The following is a 22,223-nucleotide window of genomic DNA, read 5'->3' as shown; positions in this document are numbered from 1 at the left end:
TTACTCGGCGCTGTCGGCGTCGTCGGAGCTGCCATCGGCGGACTCGGACTCGGCGGGACGCTCGCGACGCTCGCGACGCTCGTTGCGGTTTTCTTCGGCCTTGAGCATCTCGGACTGACCGGTGACGGCCTCGTCACGGCGCAGGATCATGTTACGGATCACGGCGTCGTTGTAGCGGAAGTTGTCTTCCAGCTCGGCCAGGGCCTTGGCGCTGCACTCGATGTTCATGAGTACGTAGTGAGCCTTGTGAACGTTGTCGATGGCGTAAGCCAGCTGACGACGGCCCCAGTCTTCCAGGCGATGGACTTTGCCACCGTCTTCTTCGATAGCCTTGGTGTAGCGCTCGACCATGCCGCCCACCTGTTCGCTCTGGTCCGGATGAACCAGGAACACGACTTCGTAATGACGCATTTAATGCTCCTTACGGGTTGCAGCCTGCCGCGGAAACGCGGTCAGGCAAGGAGTGAATAGTTCGGATGACTTGCCCGGCGGAGTACGGACGTACTCCAGGCAAGGGGCGACATTCTAGAGAAGGGCGCCAGGGGGCGCAACTGCGGCGATCACCGGTGCGACCGTCGGCCGGTGTGTGGGTCTCAGCGTTGCACGTCGGCGAGGGCCTGGCGGATCTTATTCAGGTCGTAGGGCTTGATCAGCACTCCAACCCGCGCCTCCATGCCCGGCTCGCGCTCGAAGGCATAGCCGGAGGCGACGACGATGCGCAGCGCCGGATCCATCGCCAGGGCGCGACGGGTCAATTCGATCCCGGACATGCCACCCAGCCCGATGTCGGTGAACAGCACATCGTGATTGCCCTGGGGCAGCAGTTCGAGGGCAGCCTCGGCCGAAGCGACCGCCGTGACCTGATGATCCAACTCTTCGATGACTTCCGTAGTCAGCATACGCAGCGTGGCGTCGTCCTCGACGAGCAACACTCGCAAACCTACCGGCTCTTGGATCTCCTGACTCACGCGGGCATCCTCTTGTTGGCAGGATTCGCCTCGAAAGTGCACGAGGCGAGCCCAGTATTCTGCGGACTGCGGCGCGATTCGTATAGTGCGATACGCACCGGAATGGCGCCCAAGCGTTTCAGCATGTTCACCTTGAGGGCGCGGATGCCCGTCTTTGACGCACTGCCTCGAACAGGCAGACGCCGGTCGCCACCGACACATTGAGACTGCTGACGCTGCCGGCCATGGGCAGCCGCGCCAGGTGATCGCAATGCTCCCGGGTCAGGCGGCGCATGCCCTTGCCCTCGGCGCCCATGACCACCACCGTCGGCCCACTCATGTCGACGTCGTAGATTTCCTGGGTCGCCTCACCGGCGGTCCCCACGATCCACAGGCCGCGCTTCTGCAGCTTTTCCAGGGTCCGCGCCAGATTGGTCACGGCCACCAGGGGCAGCACTTCGGCCGCGCCGCAGGCCACCTTGCGCACCACCGCGGTGAGAGTGGCGGACTTGTCCTTGGGCACGATCACCGCCAGCGCGCCGGCGGCATCGGCACTACGCAGGCAGGCGCCGAGGTTGTGCGGATCGGTCACCCCATCGAGCACCAGCAGCAATGGCGGCCCTTCGGCGCGGTCGAGCAACTCCTCGAGCATGGCCTCGCCCCAGACCTGACTGGGGCTGACCTGGGCGACGACGCCCTGGTGCACCCCTTCGGCGACCTCATCGAGCAGCGCACGCGGCTTGGTCTCCACCGCCAGGCGTTGGCCGGCGGCCAGCTCCAGCAGAGCCTCGACCCGCGGCTCGCGCCGCCCCTCGGCGATCCAGAGCTGCTTGACCCGGCGCGGATGAAAGCGCAGCAGCGCCTCCACCGCGTGGATACCGTAGACGGTTTCCAGCTGGCTCATGCATCACCCTTGGGGCGCGACTGCCCCTTGCGATGGGGCTTTTTCGCCTTGGCCTTGACCCTAGTCTTGGCCGCGGCCTGGGCCTGGCTTTCGTCCTTGGACTTGCCTGCCGACTTCTTCTTGGCGCCAGCGGCCTTGGCTTTCTTGACCTTGACCTCTACCGCGGCAGCTCCTTCGGCAGCCGATGCCTTACCTTGCCGCGCTGGCGCTGTACGGGCCTTGGCCTTGTCTTTACCCGCACTGCCTTTGGCTTTGCCACTGGTCTTGCCTTGGGCCTTGGTCTTGCCACCCTCGACCTTGGCTTCAGCCAAGAGCGCCTGTTTTACCGCACGACTGCGTTTGACATCGGTATTGCCGAGCACCTGCTCGTCTTGCTTGGACGACTTCGGAGCGACTACCTCAGTCGACGCCTCCGTAGTCGCATTGGCTCCCTGCGGCTGCCCTGCTGAAGCGGCGCGCCGGCGGGCGCTACGCGAGCGGCGCGGTGCAGGCTCCGACTCGAGTGCAACGCCTGTAGCGGGCGTTTCGACGCCGGAAGCTACGCTCTGCTCCTGGGCTGGCACGGTGCGACGGCCGTTACGCGAGCGGCGCGGTGCAGACTGCGGCTCCGCTGAAACGACCTCGGTCGGGATCTCGGCCACCGGGGCGGCAGCTGGCTCTTGCACCGGCGCGCCGCGACGACGGCTGTTGCGCGAGCGGCGAGGTTTGCTTTCCGGCTCCGGCGAAACGGCCGCAACGGTTGCTTCGGCAACCGAAGCGGCACCCTGCTCTTCCGCGGGTGCACCGCGGCGGCGATTGTCGCGCTTGCGCCGCGGCTCGCGCTCCTCGCGCACCCGCGGCGCACCGGCACTGGCCGGCAGCACGAAGTCGATCTTGCGTTCGTCCAGGTCGACCCGGGCCACCACCACCTCGAGGGGATCGCCCAGGCGATAGCTGCGCCCGCTGCGCTCGCCGGACAGCCGATGATGAACACTGTCGAAGTGGTAGTAGTCGTCCGGCAGCGCGGTGACGTGCACCAGGCCTTCGACGAACACCTCAGACAGCTCGACGAACAGACCGAAGCCGGTCACCGAGGTGATGACGCCGGCATAGGTCTCACCGACGCGATCCTTCATGAACTCGCACTTGAGCCAGTTGGAGACGTCCCGCGTCGCTTCGTCGGCGCGGCGCTCGGTCATGGAGCAGTGTTCGCCGAGCTGATCCAGACGCAGTTCGTCGTAGGGATAGATGCGCACCTTGGCCATGCTCGCCGCGCCTGCGCGCTTGACGTGCTTGGTCTCCAGCTTGGAGCGGATCACGCTGCGGATCGCGCGATGGATTAGCAGGTCCGGATAACGACGGATCGGCGAGGTAAAGTGGGTGTAGGCCTCATAGTTGAGACCGAAGTGCCCATTGTTGTCCGGACTGTAGACCGCCTGACTCAGGGACCTGAGCATCACCGTCTGGATCAGGCGGAAATCCGGCCGCTCACGAATCTGCTGGAGCAGCGCCTGATAGTCCGACGGCACCGGATTGGCCTTGCCCTTGGTCAGTGACAGCCCCATCTCACCGAGGAATTGCCGCAGATTGGTCTGCTTTTCCAGAGGCGGTGCGTCGTGGACCCGATACAGGGCCGGCACCTTGTGCTTCTCGAGGAACTTGGCGGTGGCCACGTTGGCGCACAGCATGCACTCCTCGATCAGCTTGTGGGCATCGTTGCGCTGGGTCGGGCGGATCTCGGAGATCTTGCGATCGGCACCGAAGACGATGCGCGTTTCCTGGGTCTCGAAATCGATGGCGCCGCGCACGTGGCGGGCGGCCAGCAGCACCTTGTACAGCCCATAGAGCTGTTCCAGGTGCAGCACCAAGTCGCCGAGCTGCTTGCGCAACTGCTTGCCTTCGGCCGACTTGGGTTGCTCCAGCACCGCGGAGACCTTGTTGTAGGTCAGGCGCGCGTGGGAGTGGATGACCGCTTCGTAGAACTGATAGCCCGTCATCCGGCCGGAGGCGGCGATGGTCATCTCGCAAACCATGGCCAGGCGATCGACCTGGGGATTCAGCGAGCAAAGGCCGTTGGACAGGGCCTCCGGCAACATGGGAATGACCCGCTCGGGGAAGTACACCGAGTTGCCGCGCTTCTCCGCCTCGGCGTCCAGCGCCGAACCGACCTTCACATAATGGGAGACGTCGGCGATGGCCACGTACAGCCGCCAGCCGCCGGACTTCTTGGCTTCGGCATAGACGGCGTCATCGAAGTCGCGGGCGTCTTCGCCGTCGATGGTGACGAAGGGCAGCTGACGGAGGTCGATGCGCTTCTGCTTGTCCTTCTCTTCCACCTCGGGCTTGAGCTTGGCGGCCTCCTTCTCGACGGCCTTGGGCCATTCGTTGGGAATGTCGTAGCTGCGCAGGGCAACCTCGATCTCCATGCCCGGCGCCATATAGTCGCCAAGGATCTCGACCACCTCGCCCTGGGCCTGACGGAAGGTGGTGGGCCACTCGTCGATGCGCACCTGCACGAACTGGCCGTGCGCGGCGCCGCCGTGCTTGCCTTCGGGCACCAGCACCTGCTGACCGATCTTCGGATTGTCGGGCACCACGTAGGCCAAGCCACTCTCCTGGAAGAACCGACCGACCAGGGACTCGTGGGCGCGACTGACCACCTCGACCAACCCACCCTCGCGGCGACCGCGACGGTCATGGCCGGCGACCCGCGCCAGGGCGATGTCGCCATCGAACACCAGGCGCATCTGCGCCGGGCTGAGGAAGAGGTCGTCGCTGCCGTCGTCGGGGATCAGGAAGCCGAAGCCGTCGCGGTGGCCGGCGATGCGGCCGCGCACCAGATCGAGCTTGTCGATGGGGGCATAGGCGCCGCGACGGGTGTAGATCACCTGACCATCGCGCTCCATGGCGCGCATCCGTCGCCGCAGGGCCTCGAGCTGGTCTTCGGTGACGAGGCCGAATTCCTCGGCCAGTTGCGGCCGAGTGGCCGGGGCGCCGCGATCGGCCAGGTGAGCCAGAATGAGTTCGCGACTCGGAATGGGGTTATCGTACTTTTCCGCTTCCCGGGCGGCCTCGGGATCGAGGGATTGCCAATCGGCCATCAGTCTGGGGTTACCTTCTGTGTCTGTGTACGTTAGGAGCTGTCATGGCGCCTATTGAAACGTGAAAACCGCGCAATAGTTAGCCTGCCATGCTCAATAAAAATATTTTTCGCAGCAGGGGTTTACAAGCAAACGCCCCCTGAGTAAAGTGCCGCCCCACGACGGCGTGAGCAGTTGCGACGTTGGAGTCGATGAGCGATCATCGCACTGAGTGCCCAGGTGGCGGAATTGGTAGACGCACTAGGTTCAGGTCCTAGCGGTGGCAACACCGTGGAAGTTCGAGTCTTCTCCTGGGCACCACTCATTATAGTCGATCGATTTGCAGATCGGTCGACGAAAAGCCGGCGCTAGCCGGTTTTTTAATCCTGTAGCCCGTAAGGGTGATGGGAAGCGACCAGAAGTCGCGCTGCAGGCCCAGGTGGCGGAATTGGTAGACGCACTAGGTTCAGGTCCTAGCGGTGGCAACACCGTGGAAGTTCGAGTCTTCTCCTGGGCACCAATACCAAACGGACGATCCTGAATCGGACGTACAGAAAAAACCGGCTTCGGCCGGTTTTTTCTTGTCCGCGAAAAGGTGCGGCCCCTCCTAGGCCTTGAACTGCCCCAGGCTGCCGCGCAGTTGCGCCGCCAGTTCCGCCAGGGTGCGACCGCCGCGGGCGGTGGCCGCCATCGACTCGGCCGCCTTCAGGGCTTCGCCGTGGATGACCTCGACGCGCAGCCGTACCGCCGCCGCCCCCTCCGCCTGCCGCCGGGCCGCCTGGGCGGCAGTGGTCATGCTGGCATGTACCTGGTCCACCGCGAGGTGGACGTCCTGCTGGATGCGCGTGCTGTCGCGCAGCATGACCAGGCCGCTACCCGCCTGCTGGCGAGCCTCGCCGATGGCCGCCACCGCCTCGCGGGCGCCGTCCTGCAATCCGGCGATATGGGACCGGATGCTGCCGGTGGATTCCTGGGTCTTGCTGGCGAGCGCCCGGACTTCATCGGCGACCACCGCGAAGCCTCGCCCGCTCTCCCCGGCCCGCGCCGCCTCGATAGCAGCGTTGAGCGCCAGCAGATTGGTCTGCTCGGCGATACCACGGATCACGTCCAGCACCACCTCGATCTGCTCGCTCTGCTCGGCCAGGCGCTCGATCACCTTGGCCCCGGACTCAACCTGGGTCACCAGACCTTCGATGCCCTGGGCCACCTGGCTGGCGATCCGCGCATTGGTCTGGGTGGAGCTGCGAATGGCTTCCACCTGCTGCAGCGCGCCCTGCATGGCAGCACTCTCGCCCTGAGCCTCTTCGGCGATACCGGACAGCGCCTCCAGACTGCGGGCCACCTCTTCGCGCTGCCGTTCGGCCGCGGCCTCGGCCGTGGCACTGCTGCCGGCCAAGCCGCGGATTTCCTCGCCGGTGCGTTCGGCAACGCTATGGGCCTCGCTCACCAGGGGTTGCAGCTTGGCGATAAAGCGGTCGACCGCGCCGCCAAGCGCCTGGATCTCATCGCCATCGCCCAGCTTCAGCCGCCGGGTGAGATCACCCTCGCCCGCCGCCAGATCGTCCAGCGCCCGCTGCAGCAGGCCGATACGCCGCAGCACGCGCTGGCCCAGCACCAGGGCCACCGCCAACACCATAACCACGCCGACCAGCACCAGCCCCAGGGCGATCTGCCAGCGCAGCGCCGCGGCCATGGCGGCCACCGTCTCACCCGCATTGCGGCTCATCGCCAGGGCCGTCTGGCGAGTACCCTCCAGGCGCGTGGCCAGGGTGGCAGTACTACCCTTGGCGGCCTCCGCCACGCTGGCAGACACCAGACCGCCCGCATCATCGATCAGGCTCTTGAAGCTCTGGTCCAGCTTGGCTCCGGCGCGCTCGATGGACGCCGTGGAAATTCCCACCAGCACCTTGCCGATCTCCACGCCATTGGGGCTGATGGAGGCGTCAACGCGATAAACCGACGGGTCGCGGGTCGCCGCGTCGAGTACCTTGGCCAGGGCGCCCTCGCCCTGCCCCACCTCGAGCAAATGGGTAATGCGTGGGTCCTGGCGATTGAGATAGCGCGTCAGGTTCTGGCCCTGGGCATCCTGGAAGATCACGAAGAGTACATCGGGATTGCTCTGGGCCCGCCGTGCCAGATCGGAGAGCGCCGGCACGTCGGCATCCCACATCGCCTTGGGCGATACGCCAGCCAGCAGCTCCGCCAGGTTCTTCGCATTCCCCTTGAGGGTATCGGTAAGGGTTTCTCCCACCTGCTCCCGCTCGCGGGTCAGCCGCTGCGACAGCCCTTCGGCCAGTCGCCCACGGGTCTGGCCAGCCAGTTCGGCCAGGCTGCCACCTACCTCGCTCCCCGCCTGACGCAGCGTATCAGCCAGACGCTCGGACTCCCCAGACAGGCGCTCGGCCAGGCCGAGCTGCAGGTCCCGCACCGCACCCTGGGTCAACCACACGGCCAGAGCCACCTGGATAACGACCGCCAGCAACAGGCTGATGAACACCGGCAACAACAGCCGACTACGTAGCAACGACAAGAGAAACGACATGGGGGGTCTCCGGCGACAAGGGACAATTACAGGCTGTCGGCCAACTCCTCGCAGGCTGGAGCCAAGTGGTCAGTTGTCATAGCAATTTGCCGGCCATTCTAGACCAGCGGCAGTTACCCGCAGATGGCAGAGACGTTCGCCCCCGAAAAGCACAAAGCCCCGCGGGGCGGGGCTTTGTAAGCTGCATCCTTCTAGTGCACTCAGGCGAAAGGATGGCGCAGCACGATGGTTTCCTTGCGATCCGGACCGGTCGAGACGATGTCGATCGGCGCGCCGACCAGCTCGGCGATACGGCGGATGTAGGCCTGGGCGTTGGCCGGCAGCGCTTCCAGGCTCTGGGCGCCCACGGTGGACTCGCTCCAGCCCGGCAGGTCCTCGTAGACCGGCTGCAGACCCGCGTAGCTGTCGGCGTCGGTGGGGGCTTCGGTCAGCAGGTTGCCGGCAGCATCCTGGTAGCCGGTGCAGATGCGCACGGTTTCCAGGCCGTCGAGTACGTCCAGCTTGGTCAGGCAGAGGCCGGAGATGCTGTTGATCTCGATGGAGCGACGCAGGATGACCGCATCGAACCAGCCGCAACGGCGCGGACGGCCGGTGACGGAGCCGAATTCATGGCCCTGCTTGGCCAGGTAGGCACCGGTCTCGTCGAACAGCTCGGTCGGGAAGGGACCGGAGCCAACGCGGGTGGTGTAGGCCTTGGTGATGCCGAGGATGTAATCCAGGTACAGCGGACCCACGCCGGAACCGGTCGCCACGCCACCGGCGGTGGTGTTGGAACTGGTGACGAAGGGATAGGTACCGTGGTCGATGTCCAGCAGGGTGCCCTGGGCGCCTTCGAACATCAGGTTTTCACCGGCCTTGCGCAGCTCGTGCAGACGGCTGACGACGTCCATGACCAACGGCTGCATGACCTTGGCGTGCTCCATGGCCTCGTCGTAGGTCTTCTGGAAGTCCACCGGCGGCTCGTTGAAGTAGTTCTGCAGGACGAAGTTGTGGTAGTCCAGCACTTCCTTGAGCTTGGCGGCGAAACGCTCGGGATGGAACAGGTCGCCGACGCGCAGGCCGCGGCGGGCGATCTTGTCTTCATAGGCTGGGCCGATGCCACGACCGGTGGTGCCGATCTTGGCTTCACCGCGGGCCTTCTCGCGCGCCTGGTCCAGGGCGACGTGGTAAGGCAGGATCAGTGAGCAGGCCGAGCTGATGCGCAGGCGCTCGCGCACCGGTACGCCGCGGGCTTCCAGCTCGCCGACTTCCTTGAACAGGGCCTCCGGCGAGAGCACCACGCCATTGCCGATCAGGCACTGGGTGTCGGCGCGCAGGATGCCCGAGGGAATCAGCCGCAGGATGGTCTTCTGGCCATCGATGACCAGCGTGTGACCGGCATTGTGGCCACCCTGGTAACGCACCACGGCAGCGGCCTGGTCGGTCAGCAGGTCCACGATCTTGCCTTTGCCCTCATCACCCCACTGGGTGCCCAGGACGACGACGTTCTTACCCATAACCTTATCCCCTGTCAGGAAGATTTCTGTCGGCCAGGCCGACGATGCTCAATGTTCACCCGGATGCACGATCCGGTGCTTAGGAATTCAAGGGCTCCACCACCCAGGCACCCTGCCGCTCGACCAACCGTCGGTCGCAACCGGCAGCGCGCAGCTGGGCTTCGTCTTCCAGGCTGGTGGCCTGGATGATGCGCTCGCCGGCAGCCCGCAGCGCACGCACGGCCTGCCAGAGCGGCGCCCCGTGCCCGGCTGGCGCCCAGATGCCGCGCCGCGGCTCTTCGAGCACGGCGGTACCCAGTTCGACGAGGGTCTTGAGGTCGGTGGAGAAACCGGTCGCCGGCCGCGAACGGCCGAAATCGGCGCCGATGTTGTCGTAACGGCCACCCTGGGCGATGGACTGCCCGGTCCCCGGCACGAAGGCAGCGAAGACCACGCCGGTGTGGTAGTGGTAGCCACGCAGTTCACCGAGGTCGAAATACAGCGGTACGTTCGGGAAACGCCCCTGCAGTGACTCGGCCAACGCGACCAATTCATCCAGCGCCTGCAGTACCTCTGCCGGGGCACCGGCCAGCCGCTGACGCGCCTGGCCGAGCACGCTGGCATCGCCGCTGAGCTCCACCAGGGCGCGCAGCCAGCCACGCGGTGCGGCGGGCAGGTCGGCGGTCAGTCGATCGATCTCATCCACGGCCTTGCGTTGCAGGGCGTCGAACAGCTCCTGCTCGCTGGCGCCGGAGACTCCGGCGACCTGGCAAAGGCCGCGGTAGATGCCCACGTGACCGAGATCCATGTGGACATCAGGCACCTGGGCCTGCTCGAGCACGTCGAGCATCAGGCTGATGACTTCGAGATCCCCTTCGCTACCCGGCACGCCATAGAGCTCGGCGCCGACCTGGATGGGGCTGCGGGAGGTGGACAGGGCCCGCGGTCGGGTGTGCAGTACGCTGCCGGCGTAGCACAGGCGGCTGGCGCCGTCGTGCTTGAGGCTATGGGCGTCCATGCGCGCGACCTGGGGCGTGATGTCGGAGCGGAAACCCATGAGGCGCCCGGAGTTGGGGTCGGTCACCTTGAAGGTACGCAACTCCAGTTCCTGGGCGGCGCCGGTGAGCAGCGACTCCAGAAACTCCAGGTGCGGGGTGATGACGAATTCGTAGCCCCAGCAATGGAACAGCTCCAGCACCCGGCGCCGGGCGCCTTCGATGCGCGCCGCGTCGGGCGGCAGGATTTCCTCGATACCGTCAGGCAGCAGCCAGCGGTCTACCGTAGCCATTAGGCCTCTTCTCCATGTCATGGATCGGCACGCGGCCGACACGGTCAGCGCGATGGACTCTCAGGGAGTCATCGGCCGGATCGAGCCGCTCTGCCGTGGATTGCTACCCGGATCGGCCAGGACGTTGCCCTGCCACGGGTTTCGTACGGACGCAAAAAAGCCGGGGATGGCCCCGGCTGATTCATGATAACACGAAAAAATCGGCGATCGGGGATGAACGACGAGCGAAGCCTAGGCGCCGTTCATCCCGGACCTCACTGCCCCGGGCTCTGGAAATACTTGAAGAAATCGCTCTTCGGATCCAGCACCAGGACGTCGCTCTTGCTGGAGAAGCTGGAGCGATAGGCCTGCAGGCTGCGATAGAAGGAGAAGAACGACGGATTCTTCGAGTAGGCCTGGGCATACACCTGAGCCGCCTGGGCGTCGCCCTCACCGCGGGCCTGTTCGGCCTGGCGATAGGCTTCGGCCAGCAGCACGCGGCGCTGACGATCGGCGTCGGCACGGATGCCTTCGGCCAGCTCGCGGCCCTTGGCCCGATGCTCGCGGGCTTCCCGCTCACGCTCGGTACTCATCCGCTCGTAGACGCTGCGGCTGACTTCCTTGGGTAGGTCGATGGCCTTGACGCGCACATCCAGCACCTCGATACCCAACTCCTGGTTGGCCATCTTGTTCAGCGAGGCGGTCAAGGAACCGACCATAGCGTCGCGCTCGCCGGAGACCACCTCATGCAGGGTGCGACGACCGAACTGGTCGCGCAGCCCCGCCTCCAGGCGGCGCAGCAGGCGCTCGTCGGCGATCTGCTTGAGACCCGAAGTCGCGGTGTAGTAGCGATCGGCATTGAAGATGCGCCACTTGGCATAGGCATCCACCATGACCGCCTTCTTCTCCAGCGTCAGGAAGCGCTGAGTCGGAGTGTCGAGGGTCTGCAGGCGGGCATCGAACTTGCGCACGCGGTTGACGTAGGGAATTTTGAAGTGCAGACCGGGCTCCAGATTGGGCTCGACCACGCGACCGAAACGCAGCATCACCGCCCGCTCGGTCTCCTTCACTATGAACAGACTGCTCCAGGCGCCAAGGCCCAGGACGACCACGACGATCAGCGCGGCCAGCGATTTATTGCTCATCAGCGGCTCTCCCTGGTACGCGCTTCGGTTGACTGCGGCAAATTACGAATGACCGAGGCAGCCGTATCGCTGGACGCCGCCGGAGCCGCGCCACTGCTGATGGCCGAGGTCGGTGCCGGAGCGCGGTTCTGCATCAGCTTGTCGAGCGGCAGATAGAGCAGGTTCTGGCCGGCCTGACCGGTGACCATGACCTTGCTCGACTGCCCCAGCACTTCCTGCATCGTCTCGATGTACAGACGCTCGCGGGTCAGCTGCGGGTTGAGCGCGTATTGGACCGCCAGCTGGCTGAAGCGGGACGCATCACCCTGGGCGCGGGCGACGACTTCGTCGCGATAGCCGTTGGCTTCTTCGATGATGCGCTGGGCAGCACCGCGAGCCTCGGGGATCACGCCGTTGGCGTAAGCTTCGGCCTGGTTCTTCTCGCGCTGCTCGTCTTCGCGAGCGCGGATGACGTCGTCGAAGGCTTCCTGAACCTCACGCGGCGCCGAGGCGCTCTGGATGTTCACCTGGGTCACGGTGATACCGGTGCCGTAGGTGTCGAGGAAGCGCTGCAACCGTTCGCGGACGCTGGTCGCGACCTGCTCGCGGCCGTCGGTCAGCAACTGGTCCATGGTCGACGAACCGGCGACGTGGCGCAGCGCGCTGTCGGTGGCCTGCTGCAGGCTCACTTCGGGCTGGTCGACATTGAGGACGAAGTCCTTGAGGTTGGTGATGCGGTACTGGACCGTCAGCGGCACCTCGACGATGTTCTCGTCCTGGGTCAGCATCGCGCCCTGCTTGCTGTAGGCCCGCTCGCGGGTGACGTTTTCCTGGTACTTGGTCTCGAAGGGCGGGAAGTAGATGTTCAGGCCGGGCCCTACGGTCTCGTAGTACTTGCCCAGGCGCAGGACCACAGCCTGCTCCTGCTCGTCGACGACGTAGACGGCGTTGTACAGCCAGAGCGCACCGACCAGCACCACGCCGAGTAGCAGCAGGCCCTTGCCGCCGCCGGAGCCGAGGCTATTGCCGTCGCTGCCGCCAGAGCGCTTCTTGCCGCCGACCAGACGGTTGATGCGATCCTGGAATTTACGCAAGGCTTCGTCGAGATCCGGCGGCCCCTTGCGTCCACCATTGTTGCCACCGCCGTTGCGGCCGCCCCAGGGGTCTTGATTATTCGAGTTGCCACCGGGCTCGTTCCAAGCCATAGCGCTCTCCCTACTGATAACGCGAAAACGCGCCGAAATGGCGCGTCGACCAATGCTACCGGATGGTCCCCGCCCGAACAAAAGCGCCGAGCGGGGGTTTATTGCAAAACATGTTGCTGGATAAAGACTTCCGGTTCCTCACCGGCCCGGCTGAGTAGTCGATTGAGTTCGGCGCGGGGTACTCGTACAGACAACAGGATGTTGCCTTCGTCGTCGTGGTCATCGCTTTGCACCACGCCCAAATCGAACAATTGCGCGCGCAGGCGAGCATAGCGTTGCGGGAGGCGTAGCACCCCGACGAAGAGGTCTTCGCCGAGCAGTTCGGCGATAGCCTGGCCGACCAGTTCCAGACCCTGGGCGTTGCGTGCCGAGACCCAAACCCGAATCGGGCGACCGGTTTCGTCGTCGCGCTGGATGTGCGGTTCGACGCCGTCGAGCAGATCGATCTTGTTGTAGATCTCCAGCATCGGCAGCTCGTCCGCACCGATTTCGTGCAGGACCGCCTCCACCTGCTGGATCTGCAACTGGCGATCCTCTTCATGGGCATCGATCACATGCAGCAGCAGGTCGGAGTTGCTGGATTCCTCCAGCGTCGCGCGGAAAGCTTCCACCAGCTTGTGCGGCAGATGGCGGATGAAGCCCACCGTGTCGGCCAGCACGATCGGCCCCAGATCCGGCAGCTGCAAACGGCGCAGGGTAGGATCAAGGGTCGCGAACAACTGATCAGCCGCATAGACGGTGGATTCAGTGAGGCTATTGAACAGGGTGGACTTGCCGGCGTTGGTATAGCCGACCAGGGAGACGGCGGGAATCTCGGCGCGACGCCGACCGCGGCGAGCCTGTTCGCGCTGGCTCAGCACCTTGTCCAGGCGCTGGCGGATCTGGCGAATGCGGATCCGTAGCAGACGACGGTCGGTTTCCAGCTGGGTTTCACCCGGACCACGCAGGCCGATACCACCCTTCTGGCGTTCGAGGTGAGTCCAACCGCGGACCAGCCGGGTGCTCATGTGTTCGAGCTGGGCGAGCTCCACCTGCAGCTTGCCCTCATGGGTACGGGCGCGCTGGGCGAAGATGTCGAGAATCAGACCGGTACGATCGAGGACGCGGCACTCGAAGGCTTTTTCGAGGTTGCGCTCCTGACTGGGCGTGAGGTCGTGATTGAAGATGACCAGGTCGGCCTCGTTGGCATGCACCTGATCGTGCAGCTCTTCGACCTTGCCGGTACCGATGAGAAAACGCGCGGTCGGCTGGCTGCGGTTCACCGTGACGAAAGCCACGGTTTGCGCACCCGCCGACCGCGCGAGTTCGAGGAACTCCTGAGGGTCTTCGCGCGCCTCGGGATGCAGGCCTTCCAGATGGACCAGAATGGCCCGCTCACCACCTTCGTGACGCTCGAAGAACAACAGGGCGCTCCTCTTGTTATTTATTCGCTATCCGACTCGCCAGTCTCGGAGCTGGGCAGACGGACCGGGCGGCTCGGCACCACGGTGGAAATCGCGTGCTTGTAGACCATCTGGCTGACGGTGTTCTTGAGCAGGATCACGAACTGGTCGAAGGACTCGATCTGGCCCTGCAGCTTGATGCCGTTGACGAGATAGATGGAAACCGGAACGCGCTCTTTACGCAGGGTGTTCAGGTAAGGGTCTTGTAGCGAATGCCCTTTTGACATCGTGTCGCTCTCCTAAAGAATGAAAATAACTATCTGGCGACATGCCAGTTTCCGCTGCCCACCATGGACATGCGGACAAAAACGATTCAGCTGCGGGGCGATATGGAGTCGCCAGCGAGGCATTTCAAGATCCGTGGCAGATTGTCGCAAGCCAGGCTGTCGAAGGTGTGCGCGGCGGGCCAGCCACGCAACCAGGTCAACTGCCGCTTCGCCAACTGCCGCGTCGCCGCGATGCCACGCGCCACCATCTCTTCCCGCGTGCAGCCCCCCTCGAGGAACTCCCAGACCTGACGATAGCCCACGGATCGCATGGAGGGCAGACCCAGATGCAGATCGGGACGTTCCCGCAAGGCTGAGACTTCGTCGATGAAGCCCTGTTCCAGCATCAGCTCGAAGCGCTCGGCGATTCGCGCATGGAGTACGTCGCGACGGCCAGGCGCCAGGATCAATTGGGCGACAGTATAGGGCAATTGTGTCTGGGACGCCCCGTTCGAATCGGTATTGGCACTCATTTGCTGCGCCCGATGCTCGGTCATCGACCGGCCGCTGAGGCGAAACACCTCCAGCGCCCGTAGCAGACGCTGGGGATCGTTGGGATGGATGCGTGCCGCGGAGACCGGATCGACCTCCGCCAGTTGCCGATGGACTTCGCTCCACCCGGCCTGCGCCGCCAGGGCCTCGATCTCGGCACGCACCGCCGGATCGGCACTGGGCATGTCGGCCAGGCCTTCGAGCAGGGCCTTGAAGTAGAGCATGGTGCCGCCCACCAGCAGCGGGATGCGGCCAGCCGCGGTGATCTCGGCCATGGCGGCCAGGGCGTCGCTGCGGAATTCGGCGGCGGAGTAGCTCTCGGCGGGATCGCGGATGTCCACCAGCCGGTGCGGATGGGCCACCAGTAGCTCGGCGCTGGGCTTGGCGGTGCCGATGTCCATGCCGCGGTAGATGAGCGCAGAGTCGACGCTGATCAGCTCGATGGGCAGCAGTCGGGCCAGTTCGATGGCCAGGTCGGTCTTGCCGGACGCGGTCGGCCCCATGAGGAAGATGGCGGGCGGCAGGGGGGCGGTCATGTCGGGTTCTCGGCAGGCGCCGCGGAAGCCGCGGCGGGGTGGTCAGCGGCCGCGCAGGAAGAGTTTGTCCAGGTCGTCCAGGCTGAGCTGGGCCCAGGTAGGACGACCATGGTTGCACTGGCCACTGCGCTCGGTGGTTTCCATGTCGCGCAGCAGGGCATTCATCTCCGGCAGGGTCAGCCGCCGGTTGGCGCGCACCGAGCCGTGGCAGGCCATGGTCCCGAGCAGCTCGTTGAGGTGCGCCTGGATGCGGTCGCTGGTGCCGTAGTCGAGCAGATCGGCGAGCACGTCCTGCACCAGCCGGGCGGCCTGGGCCTGCTTGAGCAGCGCGGGAATCTGGCGGATGGCCAAGGTCTCCGGGCCGAGGCGCTGCAGCTCGAAGCCGAGGCGCTCGAACCACTGCCCGTGCTCTTCGGCGCAATCGGCCTCGCGCTCGCTGACCGCCAGGGACTCGGGTACCAGCAGCGGCTGACCGCGCAGGCCTTCGCTGGCCATGGCGACCTTGAGGCGCTCGTAGGTGATGCGCTCATGGGCGGCGTGCATGTCCACCAGGATCAGGCCCTGGGCGTTCTCGGCCAGGATGTAGATGCCCTTGAGCTGGGCCAGGGCGTAGCCGAGGGGCGGGATGTCGCCCTGCTCCGCCGGTAACGCCGCTGCCTGCTCGCCCTCCGGCAGCGGCGCGAAGAAGGCCTTGTAGGCGCTCTGCACCTCGGCGACCGGCGCCCCGGCATAGGGTTGCGGTGCCGGGCTATAGCGTGCGACACCGGCTCCGCCGCCACTGGCGAAGGGTTGCGCGGGCGGTGCGGGGCTGTCGTGGAGCACGGCGGCGGCCAGGCGCATCTCGCCCTGGGGACCGAATTCACCGGCGGCCGGACCGCTCAGGGGTGCCGGTGCGGTGGGCGCCACCACGGCGAGTTGGTCGTCCGGACGGATGTCGCCCAGGGCGCGGTGCAGGGTGCCGTAAAGGAAGTCGTGTACCTGGCGGCTGTCGCGGAAGCGCACCTCATGCTTGGTGGGATGGACGTTGACGTCCACCGTCGCCGGATCGAGTTCGAGGAAGAGTACGAAGGCCGGATGGCGACCGTTGTACAGCACGTCGCGATAGGCCTGGCGCACGGCGTGGGCGACCAGCTTGTCGCGCACCATGCGGCCGTTGACGTAGAAGTACTGCAGATCGGCCTGGCTACGCGAGAAGGTCGGCAGGCCGACCCAGCCCCAGAGGCGCAGACCATTGCGCTCGTGCTCCAGTGGCAGGGCCTGTTCGAGGAAGGCCGGGCTGCACACGGCGCCGACCCGCCGGCCCTGGCTCTGCGGATCGCCCGCCGGATGCAGGGCGAGCACGCTCTTGCCGTTGTGTCGCAGATGGAAGCCGACGTCGAAGCGCGCCAGCGCCAGGCGCCGCACCACTTCCTGCAGATGGTCGAATTCGGTCTTCTCGGCGCGCAGGAACTTGCGCCGCGCCGGGGTATTGAAGAAGAGGTCGCGCACCTCCACGGAGGTACCCTGGGGATGGGCGGCGGGCAGCACCCGCGGCTGCATCTCGCGGCCTTCGGTCTCCACCTGCCAGGCCTGGTCCTCGCCCCGGTAGCGCGAGGTCAGGGTGAGACGCGACACCGAGCTGACCGAGGCCAGGGCTTCGCCGCGAAAGCCCAGGCTGGTGACGCTTTCCAGCTCGTCCAGGTGGTAGATCTTGCTGGTGGCATGCCGGGCCAGGGCCAGGGGCAGGTCATCCGCCGGGATGCCGTGGCCATCGTCGCGGATGCGCAGCAGCTTGACGCCACCCTGCTCCACCTCGATATCGATGCGGGTAGCCCCGGCGTCCAGGCTGTTCTCCAGCAACTCCTTGGCCACCGAGGCGGGGCGTTCGACCACCTCACCGGCGGCGATCTGGTTGGACAGCCGCGGACTGAGCAGCTGGATGCGCCGGGGTTCAGTCATTGCTGGCCGCCAGTTCGTGGGTGGGGATGGTCAGGACCTGGCCGGAGCGGATGCGGTCGCCCTTGAGGCGGTTGGCAGCGCGCAGGGTGGAAAGGTCCACGTCATAGCGCCGGGCGATCAGGCTCAGGCTCTCGCCGGGTTGCACCCGGTGCTGGTCGACGCCACGCACGCTGCCGACCTTGCCACCGCGCTGGTCACGCTGCCAGGCCAGGTAGGTGCCAGGCGGCGGCCGGTGCTGGAAGTATTGCACCACGCCCGCCTGGATCTGGCGGGCCAGCAGGCCCTGGTGCGCCGGACTGGCCAGCTTGGCCGATTCGTTGGCATTGGTGATGAAGCCGGTTTCCACCAGGATCGAGGGAATGTCCGGCGACTTGAGCACCACGAAACCAGCCTGCTCGACCCGCGAATGCAGCAGCTTGGTGGCCCGGCCGACCTGGCTGAGGATGGTCTGGCCGACTTCCAGGCTGGAGGCCACGGTAGCGGTCATGGACAGATCCATGAGCACGCCGGCGAGCATGGGATCCTTGTTGTCCAGGGCGTCGGAAACGCCACCAACCTGGTCGGAGCGGTTTTCCGCGTCGGCCAGCCAACGGGCGGCCTCGGACGTGGCGCCGCGCTGGGACAGGGCGAACACGGTAACGCCCTCGGCACTGGCGCTGGGCGCGGAGTCGGCGTGGATGGAGATGAACAGGTCGGCGCCCTTCTTGCGGGCGATGATCTGCCGCTGGCGCAGCGGGATGAAGTAGTCGCTGGTGCGAGTCAGCTCGGCACGGAAGCCCTTCTGTCGGTTGAGATTGGCCTGCAACTGCCGAGCGATGGCCAGCACCACGTTCTTCTCGTACAGCCGGCCGCGACCGATGGCGCCGGGGTCTTCGCCACCATGGCCGGGATCGATCACCACCACCACGTCGCGCTTGCCACTGGGACCGGCAGGCAGGCGGGTAGCCGGCTGGGCCGGGGTCACCGGGGTGGCCGGGAGGTTGGGGGCGACGGTAGCGGGGATGTCGCTGGCGGCCGGATCGGTGCCCTGGTCGTAGAGGTCGACCACCAGGCGGTTGCCGTATTCTTTGTTGGGCGCCAGGGTGAAGCTCTTGGGTGTGAGGGCACCCTTGGTGTCCAGCACCAGGCGCACCTCACCAGGCGCGCGCTGGGCCGCCCGCAACCCGGTGACCGGAGTGTTGCGCAGGGGCTTTTCGCTCAGTCCGCCGGAAAGCTGGGCGCCGGACAGGTCGATGACGATGCGGTCCGGGGCACTGAGGGTGAAGACGCTGGCCTTGACCGGGCCGCTCAGGTCGAACACCAGCCGGGTATTGTCGGGCGCTCGCCAGACGCGCATCCCCTTGATTTGGGTAGCGGCGAGGAGCTGGCTGCTCAGGATCAACAACAACAGGCCGAGTCCCGACCTGAAAAAACGCTTGCGCATGCCTGCGACCGTATAGCTGGAGAACGAAGGATCGGCGCCTAGGGATCGCCTGACAGTCGCGGAGCGAACATCAGGTCGTTTCAGACCGGCCTAGGACGCGAGGGCGGCGCACCAGGCCTCGCCATGGGCTCCCTGGCTAACCAGGCGGAGATCACGGCCGTCGGCGCGTGGCGTAATGGTAATGGCCAGGTCCGGCTTTGGCAAAACGCCCTGGCCCCGCTCGGGCCATTCCACCAGGCACAAGGCCTCGGGTGTGAAGTAGTCGCGAATCCCCATGAATTCCAGCTCTTCGGGATCGGCCAGGCGATAGAGATCGAAGTGATAGACCGCGCCGCTGGCCAGTTCATAGGGCTCTACCAGGGTGAAGGTGGGACTCTTCACCGCGCCGGCATGACCGAGGCCGCGCAGGATGCCGCGCGACAGGGTGGTCTTGCCGGCGCCCAGGTCGCCGTGCAGATAGAGCACGCCACGACCACCGCTGGCCTGGGCCAGGCGGGCGCCCAGGGCGTACATGGCGGCTTCGTCGGCGGCGTGCAGGGTCAGTTCAGGCATGGCTGGAGTTCCTCGAGCAACTGGCGGGCAACCGGGGGCAGATCGCTGGCGGCGAGACCGCGTCCCTGGCGCCCCAGTTCGGCACCAGCGCGACCGTGCAGCCAGGCCCCCAGGCAGGCGGCCTCGAAGGGCGCCAGCCCCTGCCCCAACAGGGCGGCGATGATACCGGTGAGGACGTCGCCCAGGCCACCGGTGGCCATCGCCGGATGCCCTTCGCCACACAACGCCATGCGTCCATCCGGATGGGCGATCAGGGTGCCGAACCCCTTGAGCAGCGCCACGGCGCCGTAGCGTCGCGCCAGCTCGCGGGCGCTGCCGGGCCGATCGGCCTCGATGTCGGCGGTCGCCACGCCCAGTAGCCGCGCCGCTTCGCCCGGGTGTGGTGTCATCACCCAGGGACCACGGGGCGCCTGCACCACGCCAGCGGCGAGCAGGTTGAGGGCATCGGCGTCCCAGACCTGGGCGGCGTCCAGCGTCGCAGCCGCACTGGCCAGGGCCTTGCCCCAGGCGCCCTGCCCCAGGCCCGGCCCGACCGCGAGCACATCGGCCTTCTTCGCCAGTTCCAGCACGGCAAAGCTGGAATGGACGCCGGCGACCATGATCTCCGGGCGCCGAGCCAGTACCGGCGCCACATTGGACGGCCGGGTCGCCAGGCTGAGCATGCCGGCACCGCAACGCAGCGCCGCCTCGCTGGCCATGATGGCCGCACCACCGGTGCCTTCGTCGCCGCCGATCACCAGCAGATGCCCGAACTGTCCCTTGTGCGCATTGAGCGGTCGCGCCGCCAGCCGCGGCAGGTTGCCCGGCGCCAGGCGCTGGGCGGTGGCATGGGCGGGATTCTGCGGCTCCTCCATCAAGGGCTCGAACACCAGGCTGCCAACGTGATCCGGCCCCTTGCCGGTGAACAGCCCGAGCTTGAGGCCGATGAAGGAGATGGTCAGATCGGCGCGCACCAGAGGACCGGCCGCGGCGCCGGTATCGGCGTCCAGCCCGGACGGCAGATCGATGGCCACCACCGGCAACTCGCTGGCGTTGATCCGCTCGATGGCCGCGGCATAGGGCTGGCGGGCCGGCCCCTTGAGCCCGGTGCCCAGCAGGGCATCGACCACCACACCACCGAGCGGGGCATCCGCGCGCCAGGGCTGGATGTCCACTCCGGCGGCCTGCGCCTCGGCATGGGCCAGAGCGGCGTCGCCCTTGAGCCCAGCCGGGTCGGCCAGGTACCAGACCCGCGCCTGCCAACCGGCCTTGCGAGCCAGGCTGGCGACCAGATAGCCGTCACCCGCATTGTTGCCGCCGCCGGCCAGCACGCACAGCGCCCCGGCATGGGGCCAGCCGTGGCGCAGCGAGCGCCAGGTGGCCGCGGCTGCACGCCGCATCAATTCGAGCCCCGGCAGGCCGCCGGCGATCAGTTGGGCATCGAGATCCCGCACCTGCTGGGCGCTGTAGAGCTGGAACGGCAGTTCGTCGTGCATGCTGGGAAAGCCTCCGGAGTCTGGCAAAATGGGCAGCCCTCCTGCCTGTGCGTTCCTGTCGATGTCCGCTTGCGCCCTAGATCTCGCCGCCCTGGCCGACCTCATCAAGACCTGGGGTCGGGAACTGGGCTTTCAGCAGACCGGCATCGCCGGGCTGGATCTGGCACGTCACGAGGAACATCTGGAGCGCTGGCTGGCCGCCGGTTTCCACGGCGAGATGGACTATATGGCCGCGCACGGAACCAAACGTTCGCGGCCGGCCGAACTGGTCCCGGGCACCCTGAGGGTGATTTCACTGCGTATGGACTACCTGCCCGGTGACACCCGCATGAGCGAGCGCCTGGCCGACGGCGCCGCCGCCTACCTCTCGCGCTACGCCCTGGGCCGCGACTACCACAAGCTGATCCGCAAGCGCCTGCAGCACCTGGCCGAGCGCATCCAGGCCGAGATCGGTCCCTTCGGCTATCGCGCCTTCGTCGACAGTGCCCCGGTGCTGGAAAAGGCCCTCGCCGAACAGGCCGGCCTGGGCTGGATCGGCAAGAACACCCTGGTGCTCAATCGCAAGGCCGGCAGTTGGTTCTTCCTGGGCGAACTCTTCGTCGACGTGCCCCTGCCGGTAGACGAGCCCACGCCGCGTGACCACTGCGGCACCTGCCGCGCCTGCCTGGACATCTGTCCGACCCAGGCCTTCGTCGGTCCTTACCAGCTCGATGCGCGCCGCTGCATCTCCTACCTGACCATCGAGTTCAAGGGCTCCATTCCCCTGGAGCTGCGGCCGCTGATCGGCAACCGAGTCTTCGGCTGCGATGACTGCCAGCTGGTCTGCCCCTGGAATCGCTTCGCCAAAGCCACCGCCGAAGGCGACTTCCAGCCACGCCATGGACTGGATAACGCCACCCTGGCCGACCTCTTCCGCTGGACCGAAGGCGAATTCCTCAGCCGCACCGAAGGCTCGCCACTCCGCCGTGCCGGCTACGAGCGCTGGCTGCGCAACCTGGCGGTAGGCCTGGGCAATGCCCCGACCAGCATTCCGGTGCTGGAGGCGCTGAAGGTCCACGCCGACCATCCCTCGCCCCTGGTGCGCGAGCATGTGGAATGGGCACTGGCGCGGCACGGCGAGCCGTGAACGGCATGCGCTGCGTTCAGGGGCCTACAGTGGTGTAGGGAATCGGCGCCCACCAGCTGCCGTAGGGCACGCCGTACTTGTCAACGTAGCTCTTGACCACCGGTGACAACGGGCGGTACTTGCCATTGGACTTGCCACCATAGGGGCCCTTGGGCTCGATCTCGGCCTGGAGGGTCAGGACTTCGATGGGGTCGAGGCAGGGGCCCATGATCCAGACCTTGACGACACCGCCCGGGGCCAGGCCGATGGTCAGGGCTTCGCGGTAATCGAAATGGTAGCCACTCGGGCATTGGCCTGGGATGCGCTCTACCATCTTCTGCCGGGCCCAATCGGGAATGGTGAAGAGCGCATGATAGGTCTGGGGCTCGACCATCGATTGCCAGCGCAACGAAACCACATAGGGTAGGTCGAGACCGGTCAGGTAGCGGCCTTTACCCGACCCGATTCTTT

The 22,223-nt window shown here is 66.2% G+C and carries 18 protein-coding genes and 2 tRNA genes; 3 read left to right on the top strand and 17 right to left on the bottom strand.

All coding sequences use genetic code 11. The features are described 5' to 3' along the window. The 4 genes from rpsF to rnr all read right to left on the bottom strand — a co-directional run bounded on the left by rpsF (position 1) and on the right by rnr (position 4,931). Positions 1-411, bottom strand: coding sequence for a 30S ribosomal protein S6 (gene rpsF / locus QZ471_RS17170; RefSeq protein ID WP_059231668.1), 411 nt, complete (start codon positions 409-411; stop codon positions 1-3). 182 nt (positions 412-593) lie between these two features. Continuing rightward, positions 594-968 (bottom strand): response regulator, encoded by a 375-nt coding sequence (locus QZ471_RS17165; protein ID WP_059231666.1) that lies wholly within the window; start codon positions 966-968, stop codon positions 594-596. A 127-nt stretch (positions 969-1,095) separates the two neighbouring features. Continuing rightward, entirely contained in the window at positions 1,096-1,851 is a 756-nt protein-coding gene (rlmB, locus tag QZ471_RS17160) for a 23S rRNA (guanosine(2251)-2'-O)-methyltransferase RlmB (RefSeq protein WP_295466005.1), read from the bottom strand. Next, the gene (gene rnr, locus QZ471_RS17155) at positions 1,848-4,931 is read right to left on the bottom strand and encodes a ribonuclease R (RefSeq protein ID WP_295466003.1); all 3,084 of its coding nucleotides are present in this window, start codon (positions 4,929-4,931) and stop codon (positions 1,848-1,850) included. Before rnr ends, rlmB begins: the two co-directional genes overlap by 4 nt. Positions 4,932-5,144: 213 nt before the next feature. Here rnr and QZ471_RS17150 point away from each other — a divergent pair. Continuing rightward, positions 5,145-5,231: transfer RNA gene (locus QZ471_RS17150), tRNA-Leu, on the top strand. 112 nt (positions 5,232-5,343) lie between these two features. Then, positions 5,344-5,430, top strand: a tRNA-Leu gene (locus tag QZ471_RS17145). 87 nt (positions 5,431-5,517) lie between these two features. Here the strand turns inward: QZ471_RS17145 and QZ471_RS17140 are convergent. The 12 genes from QZ471_RS17140 to QZ471_RS17085 form a co-directional block, all read right to left on the bottom strand. After that, positions 5,518-7,452 carry a methyl-accepting chemotaxis protein gene (locus tag QZ471_RS17140; RefSeq protein WP_295466001.1) on the bottom strand — a complete coding sequence of 645 codons (1,935 nt, stop codon included), beginning with the start codon at positions 7,450-7,452 and terminating at the stop codon, positions 5,518-5,520. A 200-nt stretch (positions 7,453-7,652) separates the two neighbouring features. Further along, entirely contained in the window at positions 7,653-8,948 is a 1,296-nt protein-coding gene (locus QZ471_RS17135; RefSeq protein ID WP_295465999.1) for an adenylosuccinate synthase, read from the bottom strand. A 79-nt stretch (positions 8,949-9,027) separates the two neighbouring features. After that, the gene (locus tag QZ471_RS17130; RefSeq protein WP_295465996.1) at positions 9,028-10,215 is read right to left on the bottom strand and encodes an ATP phosphoribosyltransferase regulatory subunit; all 1,188 of its coding nucleotides are present in this window, start codon (positions 10,213-10,215) and stop codon (positions 9,028-9,030) included. 254 nt (positions 10,216-10,469) lie between these two features. Beyond that, positions 10,470-11,339 (bottom strand): protease modulator HflC, encoded by an 870-nt coding sequence (hflC, locus tag QZ471_RS17125; RefSeq protein ID WP_295465994.1) that lies wholly within the window; start codon positions 11,337-11,339, stop codon positions 10,470-10,472. Then, complete coding sequence (hflK, locus tag QZ471_RS17120; RefSeq protein WP_295465992.1) at positions 11,339-12,523, bottom strand: FtsH protease activity modulator HflK; 1,185 nt, start codon at positions 12,521-12,523, stop codon at positions 11,339-11,341. Before hflK ends, hflC begins: the two co-directional genes overlap by 1 nt. 98 nt (positions 12,524-12,621) lie before the next feature. Beyond that, positions 12,622-13,926: a ribosome rescue GTPase HflX gene (gene hflX / locus QZ471_RS17115; protein ID WP_058768696.1), complete on the bottom strand. Its 1,305-nt coding sequence runs from the start codon at positions 13,924-13,926 to the stop codon at positions 12,622-12,624. Between the two features lie 20 nt (positions 13,927-13,946). Beyond that, the gene (hfq, locus tag QZ471_RS17110; RefSeq protein WP_059231646.1) at positions 13,947-14,192 is read right to left on the bottom strand and encodes an RNA chaperone Hfq; all 246 of its coding nucleotides are present in this window, start codon (positions 14,190-14,192) and stop codon (positions 13,947-13,949) included. Between the two features lie 86 nt (positions 14,193-14,278). After that, entirely contained in the window at positions 14,279-15,259 is a 981-nt protein-coding gene (gene miaA / locus QZ471_RS17105) for a tRNA (adenosine(37)-N6)-dimethylallyltransferase MiaA (RefSeq protein ID WP_295465987.1), read from the bottom strand. 42 nt (positions 15,260-15,301) lie between these two features. Continuing rightward, positions 15,302-17,197: a DNA mismatch repair endonuclease MutL gene (gene mutL / locus QZ471_RS17100; RefSeq protein ID WP_295465985.1), complete on the bottom strand. Its 1,896-nt coding sequence runs from the start codon at positions 17,195-17,197 to the stop codon at positions 15,302-15,304. Further along, on the bottom strand, positions 17,190-18,620 hold the full coding sequence (locus tag QZ471_RS17095) for an N-acetylmuramoyl-L-alanine amidase (protein ID WP_295465983.1): 1,431 nt from the start codon (positions 18,618-18,620) through the stop codon (positions 17,190-17,192). Before QZ471_RS17095 ends, mutL begins: the two co-directional genes overlap by 8 nt. A 90-nt stretch (positions 18,621-18,710) precedes the next feature. Next, complete coding sequence (gene tsaE / locus QZ471_RS17090) at positions 18,711-19,172, bottom strand: tRNA (adenosine(37)-N6)-threonylcarbamoyltransferase complex ATPase subunit type 1 TsaE (protein ID WP_295465981.1); 462 nt, start codon at positions 19,170-19,172, stop codon at positions 18,711-18,713. Beyond that, positions 19,160-20,647, bottom strand: coding sequence for an NAD(P)H-hydrate dehydratase (locus QZ471_RS17085; protein ID WP_295465979.1), 1,488 nt, complete (start codon positions 20,645-20,647; stop codon positions 19,160-19,162). Before QZ471_RS17085 ends, tsaE begins: the two co-directional genes overlap by 13 nt. Before the next feature lie 61 nt (positions 20,648-20,708). Between QZ471_RS17085 and queG the strand changes: the two genes are divergently transcribed. Beyond that, a complete protein-coding gene (gene queG / locus QZ471_RS17080) occupies positions 20,709-21,773 on the top strand; it encodes a tRNA epoxyqueuosine(34) reductase QueG (protein WP_295466725.1) in 1,065 nt (354 codons plus the stop codon). Positions 21,774-21,789: 16 nt separating this feature from the next. On the opposite strand, the gene QZ471_RS17075 is transcribed toward queG, so the two are convergent. Further along, the coding region (locus QZ471_RS17075; RefSeq protein ID WP_295465977.1) for a DUF2931 family protein at positions 21,790-22,223 on the bottom strand (434 nt) is incomplete at its 5' end.

Source organism: uncultured Pseudomonas sp. (genome assembly GCF_913774235.1).
Classification (GTDB): Bacteria; Pseudomonadota; Gammaproteobacteria; order Pseudomonadales; family Pseudomonadaceae; genus Chryseomonas.
Note: the sequence above shows the minus strand (reverse complement) of the source record. Positions and strands in the feature narration are given on the sequence as shown.